General features: G+C 71.3%; 17 protein-coding genes and 1 pseudogene. 8 read left to right on the top strand and 10 right to left on the bottom strand.

What is annotated here, in order from left to right:
- Positions 1-8 precede the first annotated feature (8 nt).
- Positions 9-1,595: an N-acyl-D-amino-acid deacylase family protein gene (locus tag ACZ7L7_RS10890; RefSeq protein ID WP_472075579.1), complete on the top strand. Its 1,587-nt coding sequence runs from the start codon at positions 9-11 to the stop codon at positions 1,593-1,595.
- 12 nt (positions 1,596-1,607) lie between these two features.
- Here the strand turns inward: ACZ7L7_RS10890 and ACZ7L7_RS10885 are convergent, their stop codons facing one another.
- Both ACZ7L7_RS10885 and ACZ7L7_RS10880 read right to left on the bottom strand, forming a co-directional pair.
- A complete protein-coding gene (locus ACZ7L7_RS10885) occupies positions 1,608-2,447 on the bottom strand; it encodes a S1 family peptidase (RefSeq protein WP_285510388.1) in 840 nt (279 codons plus the stop codon).
- 142 nt (positions 2,448-2,589) lie between these two features.
- The gene (locus ACZ7L7_RS10880; protein WP_472075577.1) at positions 2,590-3,165 is read right to left on the bottom strand and encodes a hypothetical protein; all 576 of its coding nucleotides are present in this window, start codon (positions 3,163-3,165) and stop codon (positions 2,590-2,592) included.
- 155 nt (positions 3,166-3,320) lie between these two features.
- On the opposite strand from ACZ7L7_RS10880, the gene ACZ7L7_RS10875 reads away from it, so the two are divergent.
- Positions 3,321-4,532 carry a pyridoxal phosphate-dependent aminotransferase gene (locus ACZ7L7_RS10875; RefSeq protein ID WP_285510390.1) on the top strand — a complete coding sequence of 404 codons (1,212 nt, stop codon included), beginning with the start codon at positions 3,321-3,323 and terminating at the stop codon, positions 4,530-4,532.
- An 82-nt stretch (positions 4,533-4,614) separates the two neighbouring features.
- Entirely contained in the window at positions 4,615-5,031 is a 417-nt protein-coding gene (locus ACZ7L7_RS10870) for an SCO4983 family protein (RefSeq protein ID WP_471592752.1), read from the top strand.
- A gap of 182 nt (positions 5,032-5,213) precedes the next feature.
- On the opposite strand, the gene ACZ7L7_RS10865 is transcribed toward ACZ7L7_RS10870, so the two are convergent.
- The 3 genes and pseudogenes from ACZ7L7_RS10865 to ACZ7L7_RS10855 all read right to left on the bottom strand — a co-directional run bounded on the left by ACZ7L7_RS10865 (position 5,214) and on the right by ACZ7L7_RS10855 (position 9,258).
- Positions 5,214-5,504: a calcium-binding protein gene (locus ACZ7L7_RS10865; protein ID WP_285510728.1), complete on the bottom strand. Its 291-nt coding sequence runs from the start codon at positions 5,502-5,504 to the stop codon at positions 5,214-5,216.
- 118 nt (positions 5,505-5,622) lie between these two features.
- A pseudogene (locus ACZ7L7_RS10860) lies at positions 5,623-7,211 on the bottom strand (calcium-binding protein); the annotation flags it as partial.
- A 223-nt stretch (positions 7,212-7,434) separates the two neighbouring features.
- A complete protein-coding gene (locus tag ACZ7L7_RS10855; RefSeq protein WP_285510392.1) occupies positions 7,435-9,258 on the bottom strand; it encodes a phosphoenolpyruvate carboxykinase (GTP) in 1,824 nt (607 codons plus the stop codon).
- Between the two features lie 285 nt (positions 9,259-9,543).
- On the opposite strand from ACZ7L7_RS10855, the gene trhA reads away from it, so the two are divergent.
- From trhA to ACZ7L7_RS10840, 3 genes are read left to right on the top strand one after another with little or no spacing between them, the layout of a single operon-like run.
- Positions 9,544-10,257: a PAQR family membrane homeostasis protein TrhA gene (gene trhA, locus ACZ7L7_RS10850; protein WP_285510393.1), complete on the top strand. Its 714-nt coding sequence runs from the start codon at positions 9,544-9,546 to the stop codon at positions 10,255-10,257.
- 33 nt (positions 10,258-10,290) lie between these two features.
- A complete protein-coding gene (locus tag ACZ7L7_RS10845) occupies positions 10,291-10,917 on the top strand; it encodes a TetR/AcrR family transcriptional regulator (protein ID WP_285510394.1) in 627 nt (208 codons plus the stop codon).
- 33 nt (positions 10,918-10,950) lie between these two features.
- Entirely contained in the window at positions 10,951-11,676 is a 726-nt protein-coding gene (locus ACZ7L7_RS10840) for a Mut7-C RNAse domain-containing protein (protein WP_472075574.1), read from the top strand.
- 8 nt (positions 11,677-11,684) lie between these two features.
- On the opposite strand, the gene ACZ7L7_RS10835 is transcribed toward ACZ7L7_RS10840, so the two are convergent.
- The 5 genes from ACZ7L7_RS10835 to ACZ7L7_RS10815 form a co-directional block, all read right to left on the bottom strand.
- A complete protein-coding gene (locus ACZ7L7_RS10835) occupies positions 11,685-14,096 on the bottom strand; it encodes a galactose oxidase-like domain-containing protein (RefSeq protein WP_471592750.1) in 2,412 nt (803 codons plus the stop codon).
- Positions 14,093-15,286 carry a glycosyltransferase gene (locus ACZ7L7_RS10830; RefSeq protein WP_285510397.1) on the bottom strand — a complete coding sequence of 398 codons (1,194 nt, stop codon included), beginning with the start codon at positions 15,284-15,286 and terminating at the stop codon, positions 14,093-14,095. Before ACZ7L7_RS10830 ends, ACZ7L7_RS10835 begins: the two co-directional genes overlap by 4 nt.
- Positions 15,283-16,908, bottom strand: coding sequence for an ArnT family glycosyltransferase (locus ACZ7L7_RS10825; RefSeq protein WP_471592749.1), 1,626 nt, complete (start codon positions 16,906-16,908; stop codon positions 15,283-15,285). Before ACZ7L7_RS10825 ends, ACZ7L7_RS10830 begins: the two co-directional genes overlap by 4 nt.
- Complete coding sequence (locus tag ACZ7L7_RS10820) at positions 16,905-18,173, bottom strand: glycosyltransferase (RefSeq protein ID WP_093724595.1); 1,269 nt, start codon at positions 18,171-18,173, stop codon at positions 16,905-16,907. The genes ACZ7L7_RS10825 and ACZ7L7_RS10820 overlap by 4 nt, the downstream gene beginning before the upstream one ends.
- A 232-nt stretch (positions 18,174-18,405) precedes the next feature.
- Positions 18,406-20,439 (bottom strand): thioredoxin domain-containing protein, encoded by a 2,034-nt coding sequence (locus tag ACZ7L7_RS10815; RefSeq protein WP_285510399.1) that lies wholly within the window; start codon positions 20,437-20,439, stop codon positions 18,406-18,408.
- A 166-nt stretch (positions 20,440-20,605) separates the two neighbouring features.
- Between ACZ7L7_RS10815 and ACZ7L7_RS10810 the strand changes: the two genes are divergently transcribed.
- Both ACZ7L7_RS10810 and ACZ7L7_RS10805 read left to right on the top strand, forming a co-directional pair.
- Positions 20,606-23,815, top strand: coding sequence for a tetratricopeptide repeat protein (locus tag ACZ7L7_RS10810; protein ID WP_472075571.1), 3,210 nt, complete (start codon positions 20,606-20,608; stop codon positions 23,813-23,815).
- 19 nt (positions 23,816-23,834) lie between these two features.
- Positions 23,835-26,378 carry an AAA family ATPase gene (locus tag ACZ7L7_RS10805; RefSeq protein WP_472075569.1) on the top strand — a complete coding sequence of 848 codons (2,544 nt, stop codon included), beginning with the start codon at positions 23,835-23,837 and terminating at the stop codon, positions 26,376-26,378.

Genomic DNA, 26,378 nt, shown 5'->3' with positions numbered 1-26,378 from the left:
GGCCCGCTGTGCTGGATCTGGTCATCCGGGACGCCGACGTGGTCGACGGTTCCGGTGCCGACTCCTACCGCGCCGACGTGGTCGTCGACAACGGCCGTATCGTCGCCATCGTGCGCGAGGCCGCCGCCGCGGGCTGTCAACGGCCGTCGGCGATGCGCGAGTTGGACGCCGAGGGGCTGGTGCTGGCGCCCGGTTTCATCGACATGCACGCGCACAGCGACCTGGCGCTGCTGCGGGACCCCGACCACAGCGCCAAGGCCGCGCAGGGCGTGACGCTGGAGGTGATCGGGCAGGACGGCCTGTCCTACGCCCCGGTCGACGACCGCACGCTCGCCGAGGTGCGGCGCGCGATCACCGGCTGGAACGGCGACGGGGACGACATCGACTTCGACTGGCGGTCGGTGGGCGAGTACCTGGACCGGCTGGACCGGGGCATCGCCGTGAACGCGGCCTACCTGATCCCGCAGGGGACGGTACGGGCGCTGGCCGTCGGCTGGGAGGACCGCGAGGCGACGCCCGAAGAGCTGGACCGGATGCGGCGGTTGGTCGCCGAGGGTCTGGAGCAGGGCGCGGTCGGCATGTCCTCGGGGCTCACCTACACGCCGGGCATGTACGCCAAGGACGCCGAACTGACCGAACTGTGCCGGGTGGTGGCCTCCTACGGCGGCTACTACTGCCCGCACCACCGCTCCTACGGCGCGGGCGCGCTGGAGGCGTACCGGGAGATGGTGGAGCTGACGTCCGAGGCGGGGTGCGCGCTGCACCTGGCGCACGCGACGATGAACTTCGGCGTGAACAAGGGCCGGGCGCCCGAGCTGCTGGCGCTGCTGGACGAGGCGCTGGCGTCCGGCGCGGACATCAGCCTCGACACCTACCCCTACACCCCCGGCTGCACCACGCTCGCCGCGCTGCTGCCGAGCTGGGCGAGCGAGGGCGGCCCGGAGGCGGTGCTGGCGCGGCTGCGGGACGACGCGACGGCAGAGCGCATCCGGCACGACCTGGAGGTCACCGGCTCGGACGGCTGCCACGGCGTGCCGATGGAGTGGGACACCATCGAGATCTCCGGTGTGAGCGACCCGGCGCTGGCGGAGTACGTGGGACGGCGCGTCCCGGACTGGCCGACGGCCCGGCGCCTGCTCCTCGGCGACCGCCTGGGCACGACGATCCTCCAGCACGTGGGCCACGAGGAGAACGTCCGCGCGATCATGCGCCACCCGGTGCACACGGGCGGTTCGGACGGCATCCTCCAGGGCGACAAGCCGCACCCGCGGGCGTTCGGCACGTTCCCGCAGTATCTCGGCACATACGTAAGGGAGTTGGGGGTGCTGTCGCTGGAGGAGTGCGTGGCGCATCTGACGTCCCGCCCGGCGCGGCGGCTGCGACTGCCGGACCGGGGCCTGGTCCGTGAGGGGTACCGGGCGGACCTGGTGCTGTTCGACCCGCGGACGGTGGCGCCGGGTTCGACGTACGAGGAGCCGAGGCGGCTGCCGACGGGCATCCCGTACGTCCTGGTGGACGGCCGGTTCGTGATCGAGGACGGCCGTCGCACGGACGTGCTGGCGGGGCGGGCGGTCCGCAGAACGCCCGCCCCGTGACGCTTACGGCTGTTACGGCTTGGGGAGCACGCAGCCGGGGGCGCTGAGGTCGAGCTTGTTGTCGATGCCGAAGCAGGCCGGTATGCCGTACGTCTGCTGGGCGTAGTTGATGCCCTGGCGGACGGTGACGTTGCCGTTCGCGTCGACCTCGCAGGGGTTGTTGACGGTGCAGCGCTGGCCGTCCTCGTTGCCGGTGTTGTTCACCGCGACGACCTTGCCGGTGGCCTGGTCGAGGACGGGCGAGCCCGAGGTGCCGCCGATAGTGTTGCAGGCGGAGGTGTACCGGACGGAGTCCTTGAAGGTCCAGTCACCCTCCTTCAGCCGGTAGGCGAAGCCGTCGATCGAGCAGTTGTAGATCCGCTTCCAGTACCCGGAGACCACGCTGATGGCGGTGCCGGCGACGGGGCGGGTGTCGTTGAGGGTGAGCGCGTTGATCCCGTACGACGACCTGATCTGCGCGTAGGTGCGGGTGAGCTGGTAGATCGCGGCGTCGGTGTCGGTCATCGTGGCGTACGCGATCTTGCTGGCGCGCAGGGTGCCGACGCGGGTGCCGGAGGAGTTGAGCAGCCCGAAGGAGCGGGAGGACGCACGGTCGACGACGACCACACCGGGCCCGGGCATTCCGCTCTCCAGGCAGTGGCCGTTGGTGAGCACGAGCGCGGGGTCGTTGTCCTCGGAGTCGGGCATCCGCACGACCGACCCGGAGCAGTTGCTGAGCGCCACGGTCCCGGCGAAGTTCACGGCCTGGATGGCGGGTGCGGCCTCGCTCCGCTCCTCGGCGGCGACCGCTGGCGCCGCCCCGGCCCCGGCGATGGCCAGGGCGGCGAGCACGGCAACGAGAGGCTTTCTCATGTGGGGGTCCCCTCTTGCAACAAAGGCAGCCGGAGATCTTCCGGCCGCCCGCTGATTTGTCATGCGCATTGTTATGGGAGGGGAAGGTGAGAACAAGGAGTCAATTCCGGCCACGGAGACGCCCGCACCGGACCGCGTGCCGCTAGTGCGGCCCCTTGCCTCCCGCGTGCGGCGGCCTCTTGCCCGAATTGCCCGGCCCCCTGGTGGCCGAGGGCTCCGCGGCAGGGGCCGTGGAGGCGGGAGCCGTGGGGGTCGGGGAGCCCCGGCGGGCGCTCTCCGTGGCCCTCGGCTGCGCCGCCGTCGGGGACACCGGGACCGCCGGGGTCGTGGGCGAGGAGGTCGGAGCCGAGGACGGGGCCACCCAGGGGTCCGCCGGCACGCCGGAGTCGTCCCGTGTCGTGCGGGCAGGCGCCTTGCCCTCCTCCGAGTCACCCGAGGAGAGCGCGAAGCCCGCGACCACGGCCGCGAGGGAGGCCGCGCCCAGGGCGCCGGCCGCCATCAGGGCGCGACGGCGCCGCTCACCGCGGCGGCGGGAGCGGCGGGCGGCGCGGGGACCGGGGGCCGGTTCCCCGTCGGCGTCCGGCACTCTCGACAGCTCGCGCGTCTCGTCGTATGCGTTCTGCCAGCCGTGCGCGGCCGCCGGGTCCGGGTAGCCCTCGTACACAGGGGGCGGCGTCGCCTGGGGGACGTACACCTGCGCACCCTCCGCGGCGTTCATCCCGTTTTCGTACTGGTGTGGCCTGGACATGGCCGCGCATTGCAGGGACGGGAGGGGTCCATGGGACAGCCGTCACCTATAACGGCCCAAATCACCCGTCTCATGTGGTGGGAAACACGGCCCACGGGGCGTTACCGGGCCGTAAGCTCACCGACATGCAGGTGATCCAGTCGACCAAGCTCGCCAACGTCTGTTACGAGATCCGGGGCCCGGTTCTCGAAGAGGCCATGCGGCTTGAGGCGGCGGGCCACCGCATCCTCAAGCTGAACACCGGAAACCCGGCCGCCTTCGGCTTCGAGTGCCCGCCGGAGATCCTTGAGGACATCCTCCGGAACGTCTCCTCCGCCCACGGGTACGGCGACGCCAAGGGGCTGCTCGCCGCCCGCCGCGCCGTCGTCATGCACAACCAGACCCTCGGCATCGAGACCGACGTCGAGCACGTCTTCATCGGCAACGGCGTCTCCGAGCTGATCGTGATGGCGATGCAGGGCCTGCTGGACGACGGCGACGAGGTCCTCGTACCGGCGCCCGACTACCCGCTGTGGACGGCGGCCGTGTCCCTGTCCGGCGGCACCGCCGTGCACTACCGCTGCGACGAGCAGTCCGACTGGATGCCCGACCTCGCCGACGTGGAGCGGAAGGTCACCGACCGCACCAAGGCGCTCGTCATCATCAACCCCAACAACCCCACGGGCGCGGTCTACAGCGAGGAGGTCATCAAGGGCCTCACCGACATCGCCCGCCGGCACAACCTGCTGGTCTGCTCGGACGAGATCTACGACAAGATCCTCTACGACGGCGCCACCCACACGGCGACCGCCAGGATCGCCCCCGACCTGCTGACCCTCACCTTCAACGGCATGTCGAAGGCGTACCGGGTGGCCGGCTACCGGGTCGGCTGGATGTCGATCTCCGGCCCGCGCGCCCACGCCGACTCCTACATCGAGGGCCTGACGATCCTCGCCAACATGCGGCTGTGCGCCAACATGCCCGGCCAGCACGGAGTCGTGGCCGCGCTCAGCGGACGGCAGACCATCGACGACCTGGTACTGCCCGGCGGACGGCTGAAGGAGCAGATGGACGTCGCCTACGACCTGCTCACGCAGATTCCCGGTGTGAGCTGCGTCCGCCCCAAGGGCGCCCTGTACCTCTTCCCGCGCCTCGACCCGGAGGTCTTCAAGATCAAGGACGACCGCCAGATGGTCCTGGACCTGCTGCGGCGGGAGAAGATCATGGTCGTCCAGGGCACCGGCTTCAACTGGCCCGAACCCGACCACTTCCGCGTGGTCACCCTGCCGAATGCGGGCGACCTCAGGGACGCGGTGACCCGGATCGGGAACTTCCTGGACGGTTACAGCCAGCCCTGACCGGGTACTTTTGCGAACGACTCAACTTTAGACCGATTCTAAGCTAGGATGGCTTCCTGTCAGAGCACAGGAGGCCATCCCCATGTACGAACCGATCCGCGCCAAGTCGGTCCACAGCACGATGGCCGGCACCACCTCCGACTTCCCCCACCGAACACGCGAGGAGGAGCTGGACATCCAGCTGGCGGGCCACCTCGCCGCACTGCTGGCCGTCACCGACGAGCTGCGCGCGCTGGCCCCGTCCGCCGACCTGGACGCCGCCGCCGAGCGCCTCGCGGAGCAGGTGACCCGGCTGCGCGGCGGCAGCGGCCTGGTGCGCGCGGTGCCCGCGAGCGAGCCCGGCGACCCGCGGGCCCTGCACCGCCGCGCCCACACCCTCGCCGGCCGGGCCCTCGTCGTCGCGGCGTCCCGCGCCGACACGGCCGCCGCGATCCTCTCCGCCGAGCGGATGGACGCCCACGCCGAGGCCCTGGAGCCCCGCGAACTGGCGTCCCGCTGAGCCCCCAGGGGCTCCCCCGGACGGCCCCGGTCCGCGCGCACCCGCAGCGACGCGCGGACCGGGCGCCACACACTCACGTACGTCAGCGCGTGACGTAGGCCGCTGGCCGGGCGACGAGCCCTGGTGCAGCCCGTCGCCCGGCCAGCCCCATGCGCCCCCTGCGCGACAGGGGAACGCGTTGTTCAGCAACTGATGCGTGCGTCACCCGGGTCGGTGGTGCAACTGTCGCTGTTCGCACCGCCGTTGGCGGTGTCGTTGCCGTTCACGCCGTCGACGGTGTTGAGCGCGTCGGCGCCGGAGTTGCCGAGCAGTGTGTCGTTGCCCGGGCCGCCGTTGAGGGTGTCGTTGCCGAGTCCGCCGTCGATCCGGTCGTTGCCGTGGCCGCCGTGCACGGTGTCGTTGCCGCTGCCGGAGTTGACGGTGTCGTCGCCGCTCAGCGCGCAGATGACGTCGGCGCCGGAGGTGCCGGTGATGGTGTCGTTTGCCGCTGGTGCCGATGCGGGTGCAGCCGCGGGCGTTGTTGACGGTGGTGGTGACCGTGGCCGTGTTGTCGGCGGTGGCCGGGTCGGGCTGGGTGGCGGTGACCGTGGCCCGCTGGGTGAGGGTGCCGGTGGCGCGCGGCTCGGCGACGACCGTGACGGTGGCCTGGGCGCCCGGCGCCAGCGTGCCGAGGGCGCAGGTCACGGCGGTCGTGCAGTGCCCTGTGACGCGGTCGCCGAGAGGACGGTGCGGGCCGGGCCGGTGAGGGTGTCGGTGAGCGAGACACCGGTGGCCGTGGTGGTCGCGCTGTTGTTGGTGACCGTCAGGGGGTACGTGGCCCGGTCGCCGATGCTGACCGTGGCCGGGCCCGACTTGGTCACCGACAGGTCGGCGGTGGCGGGCGGCGGCGGGGTGCTGCCGCCGCCGAGGAAGCGGGCCAGCGCGAACCCGGTGCCGGGTCCGCCGCCGCCCGCCGCGACGATCTTCCCGTCGCTCTGGACGGCGAGGGTGCGGGCGGACTCGTTGCCGCCGAAGTCGGCGAGCGCGATGCCCGAGGCGCCGAACCCGGTGTCCTTGGCGCCGTCGGTGGTGTAGCGCAGGACGGCGAGGTCGTTGCCGGGGTTGTTGCCGGCGAGGAGGATGCGCCCGTCGGACGGCTGGAGCGCCAGGTCCCAGGCGACGCCTCCGGTGACGGTGACCTTGCCGTCGCCGTCGAAGCCCGTGTCGAGGGCGCCGTTCGCGAGGTAGCGGGCCATGGTGTCGCCCCCGGCGGCGACGATCTTGCCGTCGGCCTGGACGGCGAGGCCGTGCACGGTCTCGTAGTCGCCGAAGTCGGTGCGGACCATGCCGTCGCCGTCGAAGGAGGTGTCCAGGCTGCCGTTGGTCAGGAAGCGCATCAGGGAGAAGTCGAAGCGGGTGGTGCCGACGTCGCCGCCGACGACGATCTTCCCGTCGCTCTGCAGGGCCATGGCGTAGGCGCCGCCGCCCGCTTCCCCGGGCAGGGGCGAGGGGTCGGCGGTGACGACGCCGTCGCCGCCGAAGGAGGAGTCCGGGGTACCGTCCGGCTGGAGGCGCAGCAGCGCCACCTCGCCGCCGGTGTATCCGGCCGCGACGATCCGGCCGGCGGAGTCGACGGCCACGTCGCGGGCCTCGGTGGGCCCGGCGATGTCGGCGAGGACCCGGCCGTCGTCGCCGAAGCCGGTGTCGAGACTGCCGTCGGAGTTGTACCGGGCCACCGTGAACCAGCAGCAGTCCTCCCAGCCGCGCCAGGCGTGACCGGCCACGACGATCTTGCCGTCGCTCTGCAGCGCGACCGCGGAGGCCTCGCCCCACTGGAGGTCGGGCTGCCGGTTGTTGATGGGGGTGGTCACCCGGCCGCCGTCGCCGAAGCCGGTGTCCAGGCTGCCGTCGGCGTTGTGCCGGGTCAGCGCCCAGCGGCTCTCCAGCAGCGAGTAGTCGGCGGAGGAGCCGACGGTGACGATCTTCCCGTCGGACTGCACGGCGACGTCATGGGCCTGGTCGTCGTCGGCGAAGGCGGTGATCGTCTTTCCGTCGCCGCTGAAGGCGGGGTCGAGGTCCCCGGGGGCCGCGGTCGCGGTGCCGGGGAGGGCGAGGACGAGGGCCAGGACGGTGGCCGCGACGGTCCCGGCGCGGGCCAGGGCGGTCGTTCGCCCCGCCCGGCGGAGGAGTGGTGTGCGCATGGGCGCCAGCCTGGCGGCGGCGGCATGCGTCGGCGCTCGTCACGGGCGGTGTCGCGGTCAGTGGGCGCCGGAATCCATCCGCGTGGAGGAGCGTGACGCACGGCGGCCCCGCACGCCGTTGTGCGGGGCCTGGTTCGTGACTTTCCGCCGCCCGCGGCCGGCCCGTGACGATCACTGGTCAGGGCTCCCATCGGAGGCCGGCCGCGGGGGTTCGTGGGTGGGTTCAGCCCAGGCGCTTGACCAGCGCGTGGTACTCGTCCCACAGCTCCTTCGGGGTGTGGTCGCCGAAGGTGTTGAGGTGGTCGGGGACCAGCGCGGCCTCCTCGCGCCAGACCTCCTTGTCCACCGTGAGCAGGAAGTCCAGGTCGGAGTCGGAGAGCTCCAGGCCCTGGGTGTCCAGGGCCCCCTTGGCCGGCAGGATGCCGATGGGGGTCTCGACGCCCTCGGCCTTGCCCTCCAGGCGCTCCACGATCCACTTCAGCACGCGGCTGTTCTCGCCGAAGCCGGGCCAGACGAACGTGCCCTCGTCGTTCTTGCGGAACCAGTTGACGTAGTAGATCTTCGGGAGCTTGGACTGGTCCTTGTCCTTGGCCACGTTGATCCAGTGGCCCATGTAGTCGCCCATGTTGTAGCCGCAGAACGGCAGCATGGCGAACGGGTCGCGGCGCAGCTCGCCGACCTTGCCCTCGGCGGCGGCGGTCTTCTCGGAGGCCACGTTGGCGCCGAGGAAGACGCCGTGGTTCCAGTCGAAGGACTCCGTCACCAGCGGTACGGCGGTGGCGCGGCGCCCGCCGAAGAGGATCGCGGAGATCGGCACGCCCTTGGGGTCCTCCCACTCGGGCGCGATGATCGGGCACTGCGCGGCCGGGGTGGTGAAGCGGGCGTTGGGGTGGGCGGCGGGCTCGTCGGAGTCCGGCGTCCAGTCGCGGCCCTTCCAGTCGATGAGGTGGGCCGGGGTCTCCTTGGTCATGCCCTCCCACCACACGTCGCCGTCGTCGGTGAGGGCGACGTTGGTGAAGACCGAGTTGCCCCACAGGGTCTTCATGGCGTTGGCGTTGGTGTGCTCGCCGGTGCCGGGGGCGACGCCGAAGAAGCCGGCCTCGGGGTTGATCGCGTACAGGCGGCCGTCCTCGCCGAAGCGCATCCAGGCGATGTCGTCACCGATGGTCTCGACCGTCCAGCCGGAGATCGTGGGCTCCAGCATGGCGAGGTTGGTCTTGCCGCAGGCGGACGGGAACGCGGCGGCGACGTACTTGGACTCCCCCTGCGGCGGGGTGAGCTTGAGGATCAGCATGTGCTCGGCGAGCCAGCCCTCGTCGCGGGCCATGACGGAGGCGATGCGCAGGGCGTAGCACTTCTTGCCGAGCAGGGCGTTGCCGCCGTAGCCGGAGCCGTAGGACCAGATCTCGCGGGTCTCCGGGAAGTGGGAGATGTACTTGGTCGTGCTGCAGGGCCACGGGACGTCGGCCTGGCCCTCCTGGAGCGGGGCGCCGACGGAGTGCACGGCCTTGACGAAGAAGCCGTCGTCGCCCAGCTCGTCGAGGACGGCCTGGCCCATGCGGGTCATGGTGCGCATGGAGACCGCGACGTAGGCGGAGTCGGTGATCTCGACGCCGATCGCGGACAGCTCGGAGCCGAGCGGGCCCATGCAGAACGGGACGACGTACATGGTCCGGCCGCGCATCGAGCCGCGGAAGACGCCCTTGTCGCCGGTGAAGACCTCACGCATCTCGGCGGGGGCCATCCAGTGGTTGGTGGGGCCCGCGTCCTCCTCCTTCTCGGAGCAGATGAAGGTGCGGTCCTCGACGCGCGCGACGTCGGTGGGGTCGGAGGCCGCGTAGTAGGAGTTGGGGCGCTTGATCGGGTCGAGCCTCTTGAAGGTGCCCTTGGCGACGAGCTCCTCGCACAGGCGCTCGTACTCGGACTCGGAGCCGTCGCACCAGACCACGTTGTCCGGCTGGGTCAGTTCGGTGATCTCGTTCACCCACGAGATCAGTTCCTGATGGTTGGTGGGGACGCCGATGGGAGCCGCGTTGTCGCGCGCCACGATTGCTCCTAAATGAGGGATTTTTGGTTGGAGGCCCCGTGGGGGCTGCGACCCGGATGCTTGCCAGAAGGGGTGCCCGACGCTCATCCGGTGCCGACCGCACTCATTTGATCATCCGACGCACGCGCCCATATGTCCAGAGGGCGTCACAGGTGAGCGAACGTGAGCCCGGCCACGTCCGCCGTCCGGCGGGGGTCGCCCCGGGCCCAACTCCCGTGAGACGATGGCCACTCTTGCTCCGGAGGCGGCTACGTAACCTACGGTTGCGTAGGTACGATTCTGTTTATGACTGCGTCCGCCCCCGACGCGCCCACGGACCTGCCCGGCACCGGCCGCGGTCCTGTCGCGCGCTCCCTGCCCCACCCGGTCAAGCCCAAGCTCCGGGGCTGGCTGCACCTCGGGATGTTCCCGGCCGTACTCATCGCGGGACTGGTGCTGACCGCCCTCGCCGACTCCACCCGGGGCCGTATCGCCTGCGGGATCTACGTCCTCACGGCCTGTCTGCTCTTCGGCGTCAGCGCGCTGTACCACCGGGGCAACTGGAGCCCCCGCATGGACGGCATCCTGCGCCGCCTGGACCACGCCAACATCTTCCTGATCATCGCGGGCACGTACACGCCGCTGACGATGCTGCTCCTGCCCGGCGCCAAGGGCCAGTGGCTCCTCTGGGGCATCTGGGCCGCCGCCGCGGCGGGCATCGTCTTCCGCGTCTTCTGGGTGGGCGCCCCCCGCTGGCTGTACACCCCCTGCTACATCGCCATGGGCTGGGCGGCGGTCTTCTTCCTCCCCGACTTCATGCGCACCGGCGGCATCGCGGTCCTGGTCCTGGTGATCGTCGGCGGCGTCCTCTACAGCGCGGGCGGCGTGGTCTACGGCATCAAGCGCCCCAACCCCTCCCCCCGCTGGTTCGGCTTCCACGAGGTCTTCCACTCGTTCACCCTGGCGGCGTTCGTGGTCCACTACGTGGGGATCTCGCTGGTGGCGTACCAGCACGCCTAGGGTTGCCACCTGCGGTGGCCCACAATGTGCCGCATGACCGTCGCGCGCAGTAGTTCCGTCGACCCCTCGCAGCTCGGGCTGCGGGAGCGGAAGAAGATCAAGACCCGGGCGGCGATCCGGCGGGCGACGTACGACCTGGTGCGGGAGCAGGGGTACGAGGCGACCACCGTGGAGCAGATCGCCGAGCGGGCCGAGGTGTCGGTGTCGACCGTGTTCCGGTACTTCCCGGCCAAGGAGGACATCGTCCTCACCGACGAGTACGAGCCGCTGCTCATGGAGCGGGTGCGCGAGCGGCCGCCCGGTGAGCCGTGGATGCGGACGCTGCGGCAGGTGATGGCCCTGGCCGTCGGTATGGGCATGGACGAGGACCCCGACCTGCTCCGGCTGCGGGCGCGGCTGATCGCGCAGGTACCCGCCGTGCGGGCCCGGATGCTGGAGGCCGGGGCCGGCGTCGGCAGACAGCTCGCCCGGGCCGTCGGTGAGCGCACCGGGCGGGACGCCGACGGCCTGGAGGTCCGCGTCTACGCGATGTCCCTGGTCGGGGCCCTCACCGAGGTCACCCGGTACTGGGCCGAGCACGGGTTCCGGGACGATCTCCACGAGCTCCTCGACCGCGCCCTGGACGTCGTCGAGCACGGCCCGGCCGCGGAAAAGGGCTGAGCCCGAGCCGCTCCCGCATGACATCCTGACCGCGTGACCGCACCGGAGATCCACCTCGAAGTAGCCCCCGGGCTGGCCCTGTTCGTCCCGCACGACCGCCGGACCGGCGTCACCGCGCTCACCACCGACGGCGTCTCCTCCCTCGGCCACGTCGTGGAGTCCCTCGGCGTCCCGCTGACCGAGGTCGGACAGCTGGACGTCGACGGCCGCGAGGTACCGGTGTCCTACGTCCCCCGGGACGGCGACCGTGTCGCCGTACGGCCGGTCGAGCGCCCCCAGCAGGTGCCCGGCGCTCCCCTGCGCTTCCTGCTCGACGTCCATCTCGGCACCCTCGCCCGGCGCCTGCGCCTGCTCGGCGTGGACACCGCCTACGAGTCCACCGACATCGGCGACCCCGCCCTCGCCGCCCGCTCCGCCGCCGAGCGGCGCGTCATGCTCAGCCGCGACCGGGGCCTGCTGCGCCGCCGCGAGCTGTGGGCGGGCGGGTACATCTACAGCACCCGGCCCGAGGAACAGCTGAGGGACGTCCTGGAGCGGTTCCGCCCCGAACTGCGGCCCTGGACGCGCTGCACCGCCTGCAACGGCCTGCTGAAGGAGGCCACGAAGGAGGAGGTCGCCGACCAGCTCCACGGCGGCACGCAGCGCAATTACGACGTCTTCGCGCAGTGCCGGGACTGCGGCCGGGCGTACTGGAAGGGCGCGCACCACGAGCAGCTGGTCGCCATCGTGGAACGCGCCCTCACGGAATTCGCCGGTTAGTTACCCGGTCACCGCCCGGCCTTCTTCTTCACATCACCCTTTCCGCAGGCGATCCCGTCCCGGTTCCGGTCGAGCTTCAGCGGGTCGTCCTTGCCGTTGAGCTTCAGCCGGCCGTAGTCGTTCTTCTTCAGCCAGTCGCAGCGGGCCTTCGTCGTCGCCTTCACCGTCGGCGGGAAGTCCGTCGGGACGCAGACGTTGGCCGTGCCGTAGTGGCGGTCGCAGCCGGAGACGGCCGGGCTGACCTTCTGCGCCTTGCGCTTCTTGCCGGGGCCGGTGACCTTGCCGGACAGGTCGCTCGCGAAGTCGTGGACGTGGGCCGAGGCCTCCGTCGCGTTCATCGCCGCCGGACCGGACAGGTGGACCCACTTGGCGATCGAGGGGACGCCGTTGGCGTCGACCGCGAAGAGCATGTACCAGCCGGGCGGCGCCAGGTTGGGGTTGCTCGTCACATTGAGGTCGACGTTGTTGCCGTCCACCGACAGCGGCAGGTCCACGAACCGCTGGTTCGGGTCGGAGGAGTGCGTCACCGCCGCCGGACGGATCAGCTCCGCCTTGGCGATCGGCCGGTCCACCGTGATCCGCTGGGTGTCGCCGTAGTTCCACTCGGTGTCGATCACCGAGGTGATCGTCGGCCGCTCACCCTTGAGCAGGTAGGGCGGGGTGTAGATCGACACGTTGTGGTTCCAGGAGCCGTTGCCCGGGTTGTCGCCGGTCGTCATGACCCGGCCGTCGGGCAGCAGGAACGCCGAGGAGTGGTAGCCCCGGGCCTCGGGGTCGGCGGCCACCTGGTCGAAGGTCTCCGTCGCCGGGTCGAAGATCGACGTCTCGAAGACCGGATCGGCCCGGTTGTGCAGCGCGCCGCCGGTCTCCAGCACCTTGCCGTCCGGCAGCAGCACCGCGGAGACGTACATCTTGCCCTGGTCACCGGTCTGCGGCACCGGACCGTTGCCGAGGTCGACCGTGCCCTGCGGGATCGGCGGACCGGCCACGTACGACGGGTTGGGCTGCTTGAGGTCGATGATGTCGGTCAGCCGGTTGCCGTCCGGGTTGGAGTCGATGTTGCCGCCGCCGAGGGTCAGCACCTTCTGGTCCTGCGCCGGGGGCAGCAGCACGCTCGCCGACTGGTCGCGCTCGTCCTTGCGCTGCAGTCCCGGCACCTGCGTGACGGTGTTGGCCTCGTAGTCGTAGATCGCCGACCCGGTGCCCGGGATGTTGTTGCCGAAGACATGGCTGCCGGAGTAGAAGAGCCGGCCGTCCTGCATGAGGATCATGGACGGGTACAGCCCCCAGTACGACCAGGTCTGGTTGACCTTCCACAGCTCCAGCCACTTCTGCTCGGCGTCCGACCACAGCTCCGCGGTCACCGAACCGGTGGAGTCCTCCTTCAGCCCGCCGAAGGAGATCACGTCACCGTTGCCGAGGATCGTCGCCGACGGGTACCAGTGCCCGTCGTTCATGTCGTTGGTCTTGGAGTACGTCTCGGTCTCGGGGTCGAAGATGTACGAGTCCTTGAACCCCTGGTAGCCGATCGTGCCGTCCGCCGACGGGTAGCCCTTGTTGCCGCTCATCACCAGCACCCGCCCGTCCTGCAGCTGGACGTGCCCGGCGCAGAACATGTCCTTCGGGGTGGGGATGATCTTGTAGGAGCCGTTGGCCGGGTTGTACACCGCGGAGGTGAAGGTGCCCGCCTCGAACATCTCCTCGCTGTTGCCGGAGCCGGCGATCAGCAGCACCTTGCCGTTGTGCAGCACGACGGAGTGCATGGAGCGCACCGGGTTCTGCACCGGCAGCACGTCCCAGCGCCCGTCCTCGCACTCCTGCGGGGTGCCGGTGCAGTCCGGCGGCGGGGTGACGTCGGGGACCTGCTCCATCGTGTAGTCGTCGGTGGTCGCCGAGCCGGTGCCGTACACCGACACACCCCAGCTGATCCGGTCGGTGCCCGGCGGGATCTCCGGGGTGCGGACCGTGGCCTCGGTCCAGGTCCCGGCCATCTCCAGCGTCTTCAGGTCCGTCCAGTACTGCCACCCGGCGGTGGTGTCGTGCCGGAACAGGGTGATGTTGGCGTCCGGGGTGGTGGTCTTGTACCAGAGGCCGAGGTCGTACTGCTTGCCCGGCGTCACCACCGGCGCGCAGTCGGTCGACTCGGTGATCAGCGCCTTGCGGTCGCCCTCGGCACGGCGGGTCAGCTCGACCTTCATCGCCTTGGAGCCGGTGTGCGCGTCGGAGACGGTCTCGAAGGTGAAGTCGTTGTCGCCCCAGCCGGACTTGGACCAGCAGTACGGCATGTCGCCGCTGCCGGCGGTCTCGAAACCGGGGTTCTTGATCAGGTTGGCGGCGGAGGCGGACTGAGGTGTGGTCAGGAGAAGCCCAACGGTGAGGGTTCCCACCGCTAGCAGGGCTGTTCTCCGTCGGTGTCTCATGCGGTGCTCCTTGCTGTACGGCTCCTGTGCTGCTCCCCGCCGGACTTCCTGCGGGGCAGGTAGACCAGCGCCTCGGTGGCTGCGAAGCGCAGGACGAACGTGGTGACCAGGGCGACGGAGGTGGCGGTGAGCGCCCCCATGCCGAACTCGCGGACGAACAGCGCGATCAGCGGGATGCGCAGCACCAGGTCGGCGTTGGCGAGCAGCGCGAACCGCCCGGCGCGGTCCCACCAGCGCCGGTGCAGTCGCCGGTCACGGAACAGCAGTTGCTCGATGAGCAGGAAGTTCCAGGCCACGCCGAACTGGTTGGCGACGATCTCGGCGGGCAGGTAGTGCATGCCGAGGCCGGTCAGGATCCACAGGGCGAGCAGGTTCGGCACGAACCCGGAGGCGCCGATCAGCCCGAAGCCGACCATGCGGGCGGCCGGGGTGGCGGTGCGCAGCCCGACCAGGTGCCTGAGGAAGCGCAGGCCCTCCTGCGCGGTGGACTTGGACTCCCCGGCGAAGCGGTCCTGGAAGACGAAGGGGACCTCGGCGACCTGGCGGGGGCGGCTGCGGACGGCGAGTTCCAGGAGGATCTTGTAGCCGAGCGGCTTGAGGACATCGGCGGTGACGGCCTGCCGGCGGATGGCGAAGAAGCCGCTCATCGGGTCGCTGATGCCGTGCAGGCGGCGCGGGAAGAGCATCTTGGTGAGCCAGGTCGCCCCGCGCGAGACGGCGATCCGGTAGCTCCCGGCGAGCCCGGCCCGGCTGCCGCCCTTGATGTACCGGGAGGCGACCACGAGCCCGGCGTTGGTGCGCTCACCGGTGGCGACCAACTCCGGTACCAGGGACGGCGGATGCTGGCAGTCGCCGTCCATGACGACGATCCAGTCGGAGGTGGCCGCCTTCAGCCCCTCCACGACGGCGCCGCCGAGCCCGCCGACCGGCTCGTCCCGGTGGATGACGGCCACCGGGAACGGGCAGTCCTGCGCGGCCTGTTTGATCACCTCGGGGGTGTCGTCGGTGGAGTCGTCGACGAACACGACCTCGCAGGGCAGCCGCGCGGGCACCGACTCGGTGATCTGGTGCAGCAGTTCGCGGATGTTGGCCGACTCGTTGAAGGTCGGCACCACGATGGTGACGGCGCCCGGCTCCGGTACCTCGGAGGCCGCCAGATCCGGTACGGGGGTGGTGTACTCCTGGCTCATCGTTTGCCTCCCGCGGCTTGGATCTGCCGGATCTCGATGCGGTCCGGGCCCTCGCCGAAGACGGCGACGGGCTTGGAGTGCTCCATGGCCGCCTTCACGTTGGGCAGGTCGACCGCGTCGCGCCGTACGGTCGGGGAGGCGACGACGTAGTCGATGTCCTTCCAGCCGTTCGGCATGGTCTTGGTGACGGCCGGGTCGAGGTCGGCCTTGTAGAACCAGATGACGCCGTTGCCGGGCCGGTACCCGGCGTGCACCAGGTCCAGCCAGAGCGCGTCGTCGACGAGGACGCGGGTCTTCTCGGGCTGTTCCACCTCGGTGCTGAGCCACTTCGACGCCTCCCGGTAGGGGGCGTTGGCGTCGGCGGTGACGGCGGTGCGGGCGCCGTCGTACCAGCGGGGTACGACGTAGGCGCCCGCGCCGAGCGCGAGGACGGCGGCGAGCGTGTAGCGGCCGGCCGGGTGGAGTCTGCCCTTGCGCAGGACGGCGTGGGCGACGGAGGCGGTGCCGCCGGCGAGGACCAGGGCGAGGAAGGGCAGCGCCTGGATGATGTACATCGCGGGCAGGTAGCCGGTGGGCCGCATCGCGACCAGGGCGAGGATGGCGACCGCGGCGCAGGGTCCGGCGAGCGCGCGGGCGGTGACCGACCAGCGCCAGGTGGCGAGCAGCAGGAGGGCGCCCGCGAGTCCGCCGAGCGGCAGGACCCGGTCGTAGTAGAGCCAGGAGTCCAGGACGCCGTTGGAGCCGGAGCCGTCGTCCAGGATGAAGCCCGAACCGGGCCTGGTCATCTGGTACTTGATGCCGTCCCACAGCGAGACGTGGCCGCTGCCGGGGAACAACTCGCCCTTCAGCAGGGCGAAGAGCGGGTACGACAGGCCGATCAGGGCGCAGGCGGTGATGGCTCCGGTGACCGCGAACTTGCGGGTGTCGCGGTGGCTGTGCCGCCACATGGTGATGAGCACGGCCGGGAGGACGAAGAGCATCGTCTCCTTGGTGAGCACCGCGGTCGCGGCGGCGATGCCCGCGCCGAAGTGGTGCCAGAGGTGGCGGCTCGGGGAGGCGGCGAGGGTGAACGCCAGCAGCGTCCACATCACGGCGAGGTTGTCGAGGAAGATCTCCCGCTGGAGGACCACGGAGAGCGGGGAGAGCCCGAAGAGGACCATGCCGAGGGCGGCGGCCCAGCGGGGCAGCGCGAGGCGGCGGCCGAGCACGTACACCAGCACCGCGCTGATGCCGCTGACCACCAGCATCGCGGCCCGCATGGTGCCCACGGTCATCGACTCGGGGCTGATCAGCGACGGTATCCAGGTGAGCAGGGCTATCTGCATCCAGCCGAACGGCGGGTGGTCGTACCAGTAGGTGTAGTGGGCGAGGCCCCTGCCCTCCTGGACCGCCCAGGCCTGGGCGAGATAGGTGCCCTCGTCGTCGCTGAGGGTGGGGTAGTCGGCGATGTTCCAGCCCTGTACGACGAGGATCGCCGCGAGCAGCACACCGCACAGGATGAGGTCGGGGCGGGAGGCGCGCAGCCGCTTCGGCGGGGCCGCCGGTTCGTTCGGACCGGTTTTGGGCGCAGGCTTCCGCTGCGCGGTGACCTCGCCGGTCACCGCGTCCAGGGTGGAGGTCACGCGGGGACGTCCTCTCGGATCGCGTCGGTCTGGTTCAGGTGTGCGCCGACATGGGTGGTCAGCTCCCAGTCGTTGCGGCCGCGCTGCTCGCGCCAGACGGCGCGGATCGCGGCGCCCGCGAGGAGCACCTGGTAGAAGGGACCGCCGACGATGAGCTTCAGGTAGTGCACGAAGCGGACACGCAGTCCGTACTGCTTGCCGAAGTCGTGCAGCCCGACCACCTCGAAGACGAAGGTGACGAGCGCGGTGACGGCCGGCAGGAAGGTGATGAAGGCGATGGACACCGGCACGTCGAGGAAGAGCGCGATGGCCACGTTGAGCGGGATGATCAGGCCGGTGAACGCCTGCAGGAACGGGGTGGTGAGGGTGTAGCGGGCGAGCAACCGCTGGCCGAAGGTGGGCAGTTGCTTCCAGTCCTTCTTCCGGTAGACCTGGAGGAAGCCCTGGTTCCAGCGGGTGCGCTGCTTGAGCAGCGACATCAGGGAGCCGGGGGTCTCCTCCTTGGTCACCATGTCGGAGTCGTAGGCGACGACGACCTTCTTGCCGACGCTGGACAGTCGCACACCCAGGTCGCAGTCCTCGGCGAGGCAGTCGGGGTCCCAGCCGTCCGCCTCGCGCAGTACGTCGGTGCGGACGAAGACGGTGTTGCCGCCGAGCGGGATGAACCCCTTCTGCGCGTGCAGGTGCAGCCGGGAGCGGAACCAGAAGAAGTACTCCAGGCAGTTGCGCAGGCTGTACCAGCTGGAGTGGAAGTTGATCAGCTGCACGCCGCCCTGGACGACGTCGGCGCCGGTGGAGCGGAAGGCGTGGTCGACGTGGGCGAGCAGCTCCGGGTGGACCTGGTCCTCGGCGTCGAAGACCCCGACGACGTCGCCGCGGCAGTGCGGCAGCGCCGTGTTCATGGCCTTCGGCTTGTTCTTCTTCTCGTGGGTGTCGACGACGACGCGCACCCGCGGGTCGCGGGCGGCGGCCCGTTCGGCGACCTCGGTGGTCTCCGGGTCGTCGTGGCCGACGATGACGATGATCTCGAAGTCGGTGTGGCTCGACTCCAGCAGCCGCTGGATGGTGTGGTCGAGCACGGCCTGTTCGTGCCGCGCCGGCAGCAGCAGCGAGAACGACAGATGCTCGCCGCCGTCCGGTCTGCTGAACCGTGTGGAGGCGAGCACCTCGGGCGTGCGCCAGGCGTGCATCTGCCACCACAAGGTGAACGCCGCCATCCAGAACAGGGCCAGTGAGACGACAGCGATGAAGACAGACGTGAGCAAAAGATCCCCCCAGATCCCCAAATCCCCCTGTCGCAACGGCGAGTTGCAGCCGTCGCTCCAGTGCAGAGACTAGGGGGGAACTGTGAAGCGTGAGAGCTGTTCCGATAAATAGCTTGTTTCGGAACGGTGCGGCGCCTAGCGGGATCTAACCGAACACATGCCCAATTTGGGCAGCGCGAGAACGCCCTTGACCGTTCCCGCCAAGCACCTTTCAGCCGGTCAGTGACGCTTCTCAGCCACTCAGCGCCGAACGCAGCCGCTCCGGATCGGTCGTCGGGGCGTCACACGTGAAGTTACGGCAGACGTACGCGGCCGGTTCACCGTCGACAAGAGGCCGCCCCGCGAGCAGGGGCAGTTCGTCGCTGTCGGGAGTCCCGGCGGCGACCACGGCACCGGGCGCGGTACCCAACAGGGCGGTGCGATGCAGGGTTTGGGTGGCCGGATCGTCCAACGACGGCCCCACAACGGCGACTTCCCGCGGCCCGTCGAGGCGCGCCTCGGCCGCCGCCAGCCCCCAGCCGATGAACCGCGGCACCCGCGGCCCGAGCGCCTTCACCACGCCCAACGCCCGTTCGGCGGCGGTGCGATGGGGCTCGGCGCCGGTCTGCGCGGCATAGCTCAGCAGGGCGTTCGCGGCAGCGGTCCAGCCGGACGGGGCGGCGTTGTCGGTCGGGTCCTGCGGCCGGCGGATCAGCCGCTCGGCGTCGACGGCGGTGTCGTACAGCGCGCCCGACTCCTCGTCCACGAACCGCGCGAGCACATGGTCGAGCAGGAACCCGGCGAACTCCAGCCACACGCCCTCGCCGGTGACGGACGCCAGCGCCAGGAACCCCTCGGCGACATCGGCGTAGTCCTCCAGCACCCCGGAGTTCGCCCCGACCCTGCCGTCCTTGCTGGTACGGGCGATCCTGGCCTGCTCGTCCAGATGCACCCGTACGAGCAGATCGGCGGCGCACACCGCGGCCTCGACCAGGTCGGGCCGCTCGAAGTAGGCGCCGGTCTCGGCCAGCGCGGCGATCGCGAGCCCGTTCCAGGCGGCGACGACCTTGTCGTCCCGGCCGGGAGCGGGCCGCGCACCCCGGGCGGCGAGCAGCCGCTCCCGCACGGAGGCGATGCGCCCGGCATCGAAGACCCCTTCGTGCTGCGGGAGTTGCAGCACCGAGGCGCCCTCCTCGAAGGTCCCCTCCTCGGTCACCCCGAAGTACTGCGCGGCGAGTTCGGCGTCGTCCTCTCCGAGAACGTCACGCAACTGCTCCGGGGTCCACACGTAGTAGGCGCCCTCGACGTGCTTCCCGGTGCCGTCGTCGCTGTCCGCGTCCAGCGCGGAGGCGAACCCGCCCTCGGCGGTGCGCAGTTCGCGGACCATGAAGTCGGCGGTCTCCAGCGCGACCCGGCGGGCGAGCTCGGAGCCGGTGGAACGCCACAGGTGGGCGTAGACCCGGCACAGCAGCGCGTTGTCGTAGAGCATCTTCTCGAAGTGCGGCACGGTCCAGTCGCGGTCCACGGAGTACCGCGCGAAGCCGCCGCCGAGCTGGTCGTAGATACCGCCCCGGGCCATCCGCTCACAGGTGTCGGCGGCCATCTGCAGGGCGCCCTCGGACCCGGTGCGGGCGTGGTGGCGCAACAGGAACTCGATCACCATGGACGGCGGGAACTTCGGCGCGCCCCCGAACCCGCCGCGCCGCGGGTCGTACTCCCGCGTCAGCCCGAGCAGCGCCCCCGCCAGCTCCTCCTCGCCGGGCGCCTTGGAGTCCCCGAAGGAGATCTCCCGCTGCGACAGATCCCGCACGATCTTCCCGGCCACCTCGGCGACCTCGTCCCGCCGCCCGTCCCAGGCCTGCCGCACCCTCTCCAGCACCTGCCGGAAGGACGGCATGCCGTGCCGGGGCTCGGGCGGGAAGTAGGTCCCGAAGGAGAAGGGCTCGGCGTCGGGCGTGAGGAACACGGTCATCGGCCAGCCGCCCTGCCCCGTGGCGGCCTGCACGGCCTCCATGTAGACGGCGTCCACGTCGGGCCGCTCCTCCCGGTCGACCTTGACGTTGACGAAGTGGTCGTTGAGGTAGGCGGCGGTCTCTTGGTCCTCGAAGGACTCCTTTGCCAGGACATGGCACCAGTGGCAGCTCGAATAGCCGACGCTCAGGTGTACGGGGACGCCCCGACGTCGCGCCTCCGCGAAGGCCGCTTCCGACCAGGGCCACCAGTCGACGGGGTTGTCGGCGTGCTGAAGGAGGTACGGGGACGTCTCGTGCGCCAGTCGGTTCGGCATGAACCCATCCTCGCGCACCGGCCGGTGCCCTCGCGCCCCGACACCGCGGCACCCGGGCGGACCCACGGGATCTCCCCCCTCCCCTCTCCCCCGGCCCCCTCCCCACGGCGCTCCCTGGGCAGCACACTTGACCAAGAAAGCCGTTGCCGCCGGAGGGGGACCTGATATGCGGGACAGCCATCGGGCAGAGGCCGAGAGGCTGTTGGCCCGGGCCGTGGAGGAAGAGGTGCGGCGCTCCGGCGGGCGCGTCGACGGGAATGTGCTGCTGTCCCGGGCGCGGGGCGCTCTGGACGCGATGGCGCAGACGGCGGCGGAGGAGTACGAGGCGTACACCCGCGCGCTGGACGAGACGGAGGCCGGCCGGCTGACCTTCGGGCAGCGGTACGCGCGTGAGGGCGGCACGACTCCGCTGCTGGTGGCGGGCGTCGCCGGGATCACGGCCGCGGTCGCCGACCTGGTGCTGGGCACGGGGACGGGTACGGCGCTGGCGGCGGGCGCGACGGTCGGCGCGGCCGGCGCGGTGGCGACCGTGGTGAAGGTGGCCGGGGCGCATCTGCCCGCCGCGCACCACCAGGCCGGGGCGGCAGGGCAGCCGGGCGGCCCCGAGCAGCTTCGGCTGTCCTGGCTGACCGCGCTGGAGGTACGGGGCATCCGGCCCTTCCTGGACCAGCAGCGCGTGCTGAGCGCGTCCACGGCCGCGCAGGCCCCCTCGTTGCGCGGCACCGACAAGAGCGCGGCGGCGCGCAGACGGACCGTGCTGGAGCAGTCCCTGGCCCAACTGCCGGAACCGGCGGGGGTGTTCGCTGGGCGGCGGCAGGAGCTGGCGCGGATCCGGCAGTGGGTGCAGGCGGCGCGGGCCAGCACCGAGACCCGGCCGACGGTGGTGGTGCTGCACGGGGCGCCCGGCAGTGGCCGTTCGGCGCTGGCGGTGCGGGCGGCCCACGATCTGAAGGACCAGTTCCGCGGCGCCTGTGTGGTGGACCTGCGCGGCGGCAGCGGGGACGAGCCGCCGCTGTCCACCCGGGACGCCCTGCTGCATCTGCTGAACCGGCTCGGTGCCCCGCGCGAACAGCTCCTGTTCCGTGAGCGCACCGCCCCCGACCAGCAGGTCAAACGGCTCGGCGAGCTGTACCACCAGCATCTGACCGGGCTGCCGGTCACGGTGATCCTCGACGACGCCTCCGACCCGGAGCAGGTGCGCACCCTGCTCCCGGAGCGCTCCGACAGCCTGGTCCTGGTCACCGCGCGCGATCCCCTCGCCCTGCCCGAGGACCGCGCCGCCTGGGTGCACCACCTGGCCGTGCAGCCGCTCGACGAGGCGGGTGCGGAGGAACTGCTCGGCGCCGTCGCCCAGGACGCCTCCGGCCCGTACGACGCCGAGGCCGCCGACGGCATCCGCGAGCTGTGCGGCGGGCTGCCGCTGGCCCTGCGTATCGCGGGCTCCTCCCTCGGCCCGCGCTCACCCCGGCGTCTGGCCTCCGACCTCGGCGCGTACGGCCCGGTGGGACCGGTGGAGCGGGTGCTGTGGCTGCGCTACACCGACCAGTCCGAGCCCGCCCGGCGCCTGTTGCGCCGCCTCGCGCTGGCCGGACGGGCCTCGCTGGGCGTGGCAGCGGCGGCGGCTCTGCTGGCGACGGACGAGACGGAGGCGGCCCGGCACCTGCGGGCCCTCGCCGAGGCGGGGCTGATCGACCACGTGCGCGGCAGCCGCTACCGGCTGCACGACCTGGTCCGCGCCTTCGCCCACGCCCGCCTGCTGGACGAGGAGGAGCAGGCCGAGCGCGCCGCCGCGCAGGAGCGGCTGATCGTCAACTACGCCGACCTCGCCGACTCGGTGCTGCGCCTGGTCGACGGCAACATGTCGACCCGCTCCGACCGGTTCAGCCCGCACGGCTTCACCTCCCTGGACGAGGCGCTGCGCTGGCTGGACGACGAGTCCAGCTTCATCACCTCGGCACTGCGGCACGCCGAGGGCGTCAACCAGTCGGCGGTGCTGGAGCTGCTCGGCGCGCTGTGCGACTACTGCCTGCTGCGCGGCGATCTGTACCGGCTGGGCGAGATCAGCGACCTGGCCCAGGCCGTGGACCAGGGCCTGCTGATGCGCTCGGTGCAGTGGCGCACCGGTATCGCGGCCCGTCAGCTCGGCGAGCTGGACAAGGCGCGTACGACGCTCGCCTCGGTGGTCGACCTGTACATGGAGGCCCATCAGGACGCGGGCGCGGCCCGCGCGCTGTGCTCGCTGGGCATCACCCTGCACCACCAGGGCCAGCTGACGGAGGCGGCGAGAAAGCTCAGGGAGGCCCTGGACCTGCAGGCGGCCCCGCAGCTCGCCACCGACCGCGCGTGGACGATGCACGCCCTGGCGGCCGTCGAACGCGACCGCGCCCACCTCTCCGAGGCCCTGGACCTGCTCACCCGCTCCCTGGAACTGCACCGCGCGGGCGAGTCCGTGCACGGCGAGGCCTGGGCCCACTTCCAGCTCGGCCAGCTCGCCCTGCGGATGGGCGACGTACCGCGCGCCGAACGCGAACTGCGCGACGCCCTCGACCTGTACGGCCGCACCCGCGACGCCCGCGGCGAGGCGTGGGCGCTGACCCAGCTGGCCCGCGCCCGCCTGGTCGACGGCGACCCGTCCCCGGCGGTGGAGGGCCTGCGCGGGGCGGCTGCCCGCCACCGCGAGAACGAGGACGCGCGGGGCGAGGCCTGGACCCTGTACTACCTGGGCCAGGCCCTGGAGGAGACCGGCGACCTGGACCAGGCGGTCCGCGAACTGGAGCGGTCCCGCACGATGTTCTCCCGGATGCGCGACGTCTACGGCCTGGCCTGCGCCCGCCACCACTCGGCGCGGGCCACGCGTGACCTGCGCGCCGCCCAGACCGGCTCGCTGCGCAACTCCGGCTTCGCCCGCCAGCTCCTGGTCGACGCCCGCGCCGACTTCCAGCGCATCGGTGTCGCACACGGCGAGGCATGGACCTGCCTGGAACTGGCGGTGGTCGACGCCGGCAACGCCCGCACCCAGCAGGCCCTCTCCCTCTGCGACGAGGCGGCGGCCCTGTTCACCTCCTACGGCGACCGCCGCGGCGAGGACTGGGCCCGCTTCCTGCGCTGCACCCTGCTCCCGTACGCGGCCCCGGGCGGCGTGGAGGTCGGCACGGCGGTCGCCCAGGAGGAACTCGCCCAGCTCTCCCGCGACGGCCACGCGGCCCGGGACGAAAAACTGGAGGAGTACGTCAGCGCCTACCGCCTCTTGCTGGAACGGGGCGTGAACCTGGAGGCGGGCTGGCAGGCTTGGCGCCTGAGGATGGTGCCGAGCCGGCATGCCCGGGAGGTGATGGGCGTGGCGGTGACGGTGGCGGGGAGGTCGAGTGGCGGTTGAGTTGCGGGGGCCTTCGCCGGTGCCGGATTTCGGGGCGGTCGACGGGGAGGCCGACGGCCTCCGTAAGGTCCTGAGCATCCTGCCCCCGGGCGCGGTCCTACGCCCCTTCGTGATCGTCCTGCACGGGCCGCCCGGCGCCGGGAAGTCCACCCTGGCGGCGGAGGTGGCACGGCGGTACGCCCGCGAGGCGTGGGGGCCGTCGAGCAGCGGCCCGCTCCCGGTGCACTGGCTCTCCCTCGGTGGCGCATCGGTGGACGCCCGGGGGATCTTGCTGCGGCTCTTGGCGGAGTGCGGGGCTCCGCGCCGGGACGTCATCCGGGCGGCCCTGGCCCCGGACCGCAGGTTCGACCGGCAACTGCGGCAGCAGTGCAAGCAGTTCGTCGGTGAACGGGTCGTCGTGCTGGACGACGTGAGCCCGGCCGTCGCGCGGCCCGTGCTGAAGGTGCTGCGGGACTGCTCCCGGCTGAGGGTGATCGTCACCTCGCGCCACGAGCACGGGTGGCGGGACGTCGATCTGCAGCGCTCGGTGCGGCCGCCCGCCCAAGAGCGCGACTCCGAGGAGCCGGAGTCGCGCTTGCGACACTCTCTGGATCAGCTTTCCACCCAGGAGCGAATCCTCCTGGAGTTCCTCGTCTCAAGGCGCTCCCGCGCGCCCTTCACCACCTTGACCATCCGGCCGTCGAACCGGCGCGACGCGATGGCGGGACTGTTGCGGCTGGGGCTGGTACGGCGGGTGCACGAGTCCGAGGACCTGTTCGTGCTGTCGGAGCGGGTCCGCGGGACGGTGCTGAGCCATCCCTTCGTTCTTGTGACAACGCCCAAGGACGTGACCTTGGAGCTGGCCAGAGCCGCCGTTCAGCCCCTTGAAGAGTCGGCGGGCCTGTTACACGGCTTGAGGTTCATGGAGGCTGAGGGGCTGGTCCCGTCCCTTCCTCGGGAACTCGTCCCGCACATCGACGAGTTCATGCAGCTGCTGGCCGAGACGCGCCGACTGCGGGAAAGGCACCTGGAGAAGCGGCTCATCAGCGCGCTGGCGACGATCCTCGCTTTCCTCGGGGACGCCCACCGCCTCGTGGCACTGCTGCGCCGGTCCCCGAAGAACCGTGCCGTACGCCGGGCCCTGTGCGCCCTCGCGAGGGAGGTGGGCCTGCCGGACGTGGCACAGTCCCTGATCCACGGCGACACCTCGGCGGACGCCGACTTCGAGAGGGCGGCCAACCATCACGCGACCGGTCACCTGGACTCCGCCCTGGACGCCCTCGGTGAACCGTTCGAGACGGAGGACATCCACACCGCATGGGCCCTCCTGATCCGCGGAGCCGTCCTGTGCGACCAGGGTCATGTGCTGGAGGCCGAGCGCCATCTGCGGTTCTCCGTCGACCTGCACCGGGCGTTCGACTGCCGACGCGGCAGCGGCTGGGCGTTGTTGCACCTGGCCCGGGTGAGCCTGTTGCAGGGGCACGACCACGAGGCTGCGCACCGGCTCCGGCAGGCAGCGGAAGCGGCGGAGGCACTTGGTGACGTCCGCGCACAGAACTGGGTGGCGACCGAATGGCTCCGGCTCCGCGCCCAGCACCGCGACAACCCGGCCGCACCCGACCGGGACCGGCTCGTCCTCGCGGCCCACCTGGTCCGCGAGGACGTCCGTGGGATGGGCTGGGCCCACCTCTGGATGGGGCGCGCATGCGAAGGCGCGGGCGAATACGCCAACGCGGAGGCGGAGTGGGGGGAGGCCCTGAAATGGTTCACCGAGTGCCAGGACGCGTTGGGCCTCGCCTGGACCCGGCACCGACAGGCACTGGCATTTGAGGCGGACCGAGCCCACAACGCCCATTGGCTGGACACCTACTGGTCGTTCACCGAACTCGGCTGCGCATACGGAAGGGCCTGGACAGCTCTGGAGATCGCGGCCCGCGCCCCCGGCCGCGCGCTGTCGCAGTCGTACCTGGCCGTCGCGTGGTCGGTCTTCGAGTCGCTGAACGACACGAACGGCCGGTCCTGGGCCGAAGCCGTCAGCATCGCCCGCGCCAACGACCGGACGGCGTCCGCGAACCACCCGAACACGAGTGAGGACGTGCGGCAGTTCCTGGCGAACCACGAAGCCGGTGAACCCACTCCCATCCCACCCCACGCCCGCGACCTGATCCTCATCGACGGCCAGTCGGACACCTCCGCCGGCTGCCGCGTCCGCATCACCCTCCTCGACGAGTCCCCCACCGCCGACACCACCGCCCGCCTCCTCCTCCGCGTCGCCCCGGAACCCGGACACCCCTGGGCCTCGGACCCCCGAGCCACCCCCTGGCTGACCGCCACCGCCCTCCCCCTCACCCACGCCACCCTCGAACCGGCCTCCGCCCTCCTGCGCCCCTCCGAACAGGAGGAACACGGCGCGGAGTTCGACTTCGTCCCGCACCGCACCGGAACCCATCGCCTCCGGTTCACCATCGCCCTCGAACGCACCGGAACGGTCCTCCAGCAAGTGGAAACAGAGATCGACATCCTCGACACCGACCACCAGGGCAGCCACGCCGCGCCGCACGCCGTGACTCCGCGCGGACGGTAG

Source organism: Streptomyces sp. NPDC110618 (genome assembly GCF_055657065.1).
This window is presented reverse-complemented; position numbering and strand designations above follow the sequence as displayed.

Bases quoted from the DNA above. Each gene is read 5' to 3' on its own strand.
- ACZ7L7_RS10870 (WP_471592752.1), top strand. From the start codon at position 4,615: ATGTACGAACCGATCCGCGCCAAGTCGGTCCACAGCACGATGGCCGGC.
- ACZ7L7_RS10830 (WP_285510397.1), bottom strand. From the start codon at position 15,286: ATGAGCCAGGAGTACACCACCCCCGTACCGGATCTGGCGGCCTCCGAG.
- ACZ7L7_RS10810 (WP_472075571.1), top strand. From the start codon at position 20,606: ATGCGGGACAGCCATCGGGCAGAGGCCGAGAGGCTGTTGGCCCGGGCC.
- ACZ7L7_RS10885 (WP_285510388.1), bottom strand. From the start codon at position 2,447: ATGAGAAAGCCTCTCGTTGCCGTGCTCGCCGCCCTGGCCATCGCCGGG.
- ACZ7L7_RS10835 (WP_471592750.1), bottom strand. From the start codon at position 14,096: ATGAGACACCGACGGAGAACAGCCCTGCTAGCGGTGGGAACCCTCACC.
- ACZ7L7_RS10880 (WP_472075577.1), bottom strand. From the start codon at position 3,165: ATGAACGCCGCGGAGGGTGCGCAGGTGTACGTCCCCCAGGCGACGCCG.
- ACZ7L7_RS10875 (WP_285510390.1), top strand. From the start codon at position 3,321: ATGCAGGTGATCCAGTCGACCAAGCTCGCCAACGTCTGTTACGAGATC.
- ACZ7L7_RS10845 (WP_285510394.1), top strand. From the start codon at position 10,291: ATGACCGTCGCGCGCAGTAGTTCCGTCGACCCCTCGCAGCTCGGGCTG.
- trhA (WP_285510393.1), top strand. From the start codon at position 9,544: ATGACTGCGTCCGCCCCCGACGCGCCCACGGACCTGCCCGGCACCGGC.
- ACZ7L7_RS10815 (WP_285510399.1), bottom strand. From the start codon at position 20,439: ATGCCGAACCGACTGGCGCACGAGACGTCCCCGTACCTCCTTCAGCAC.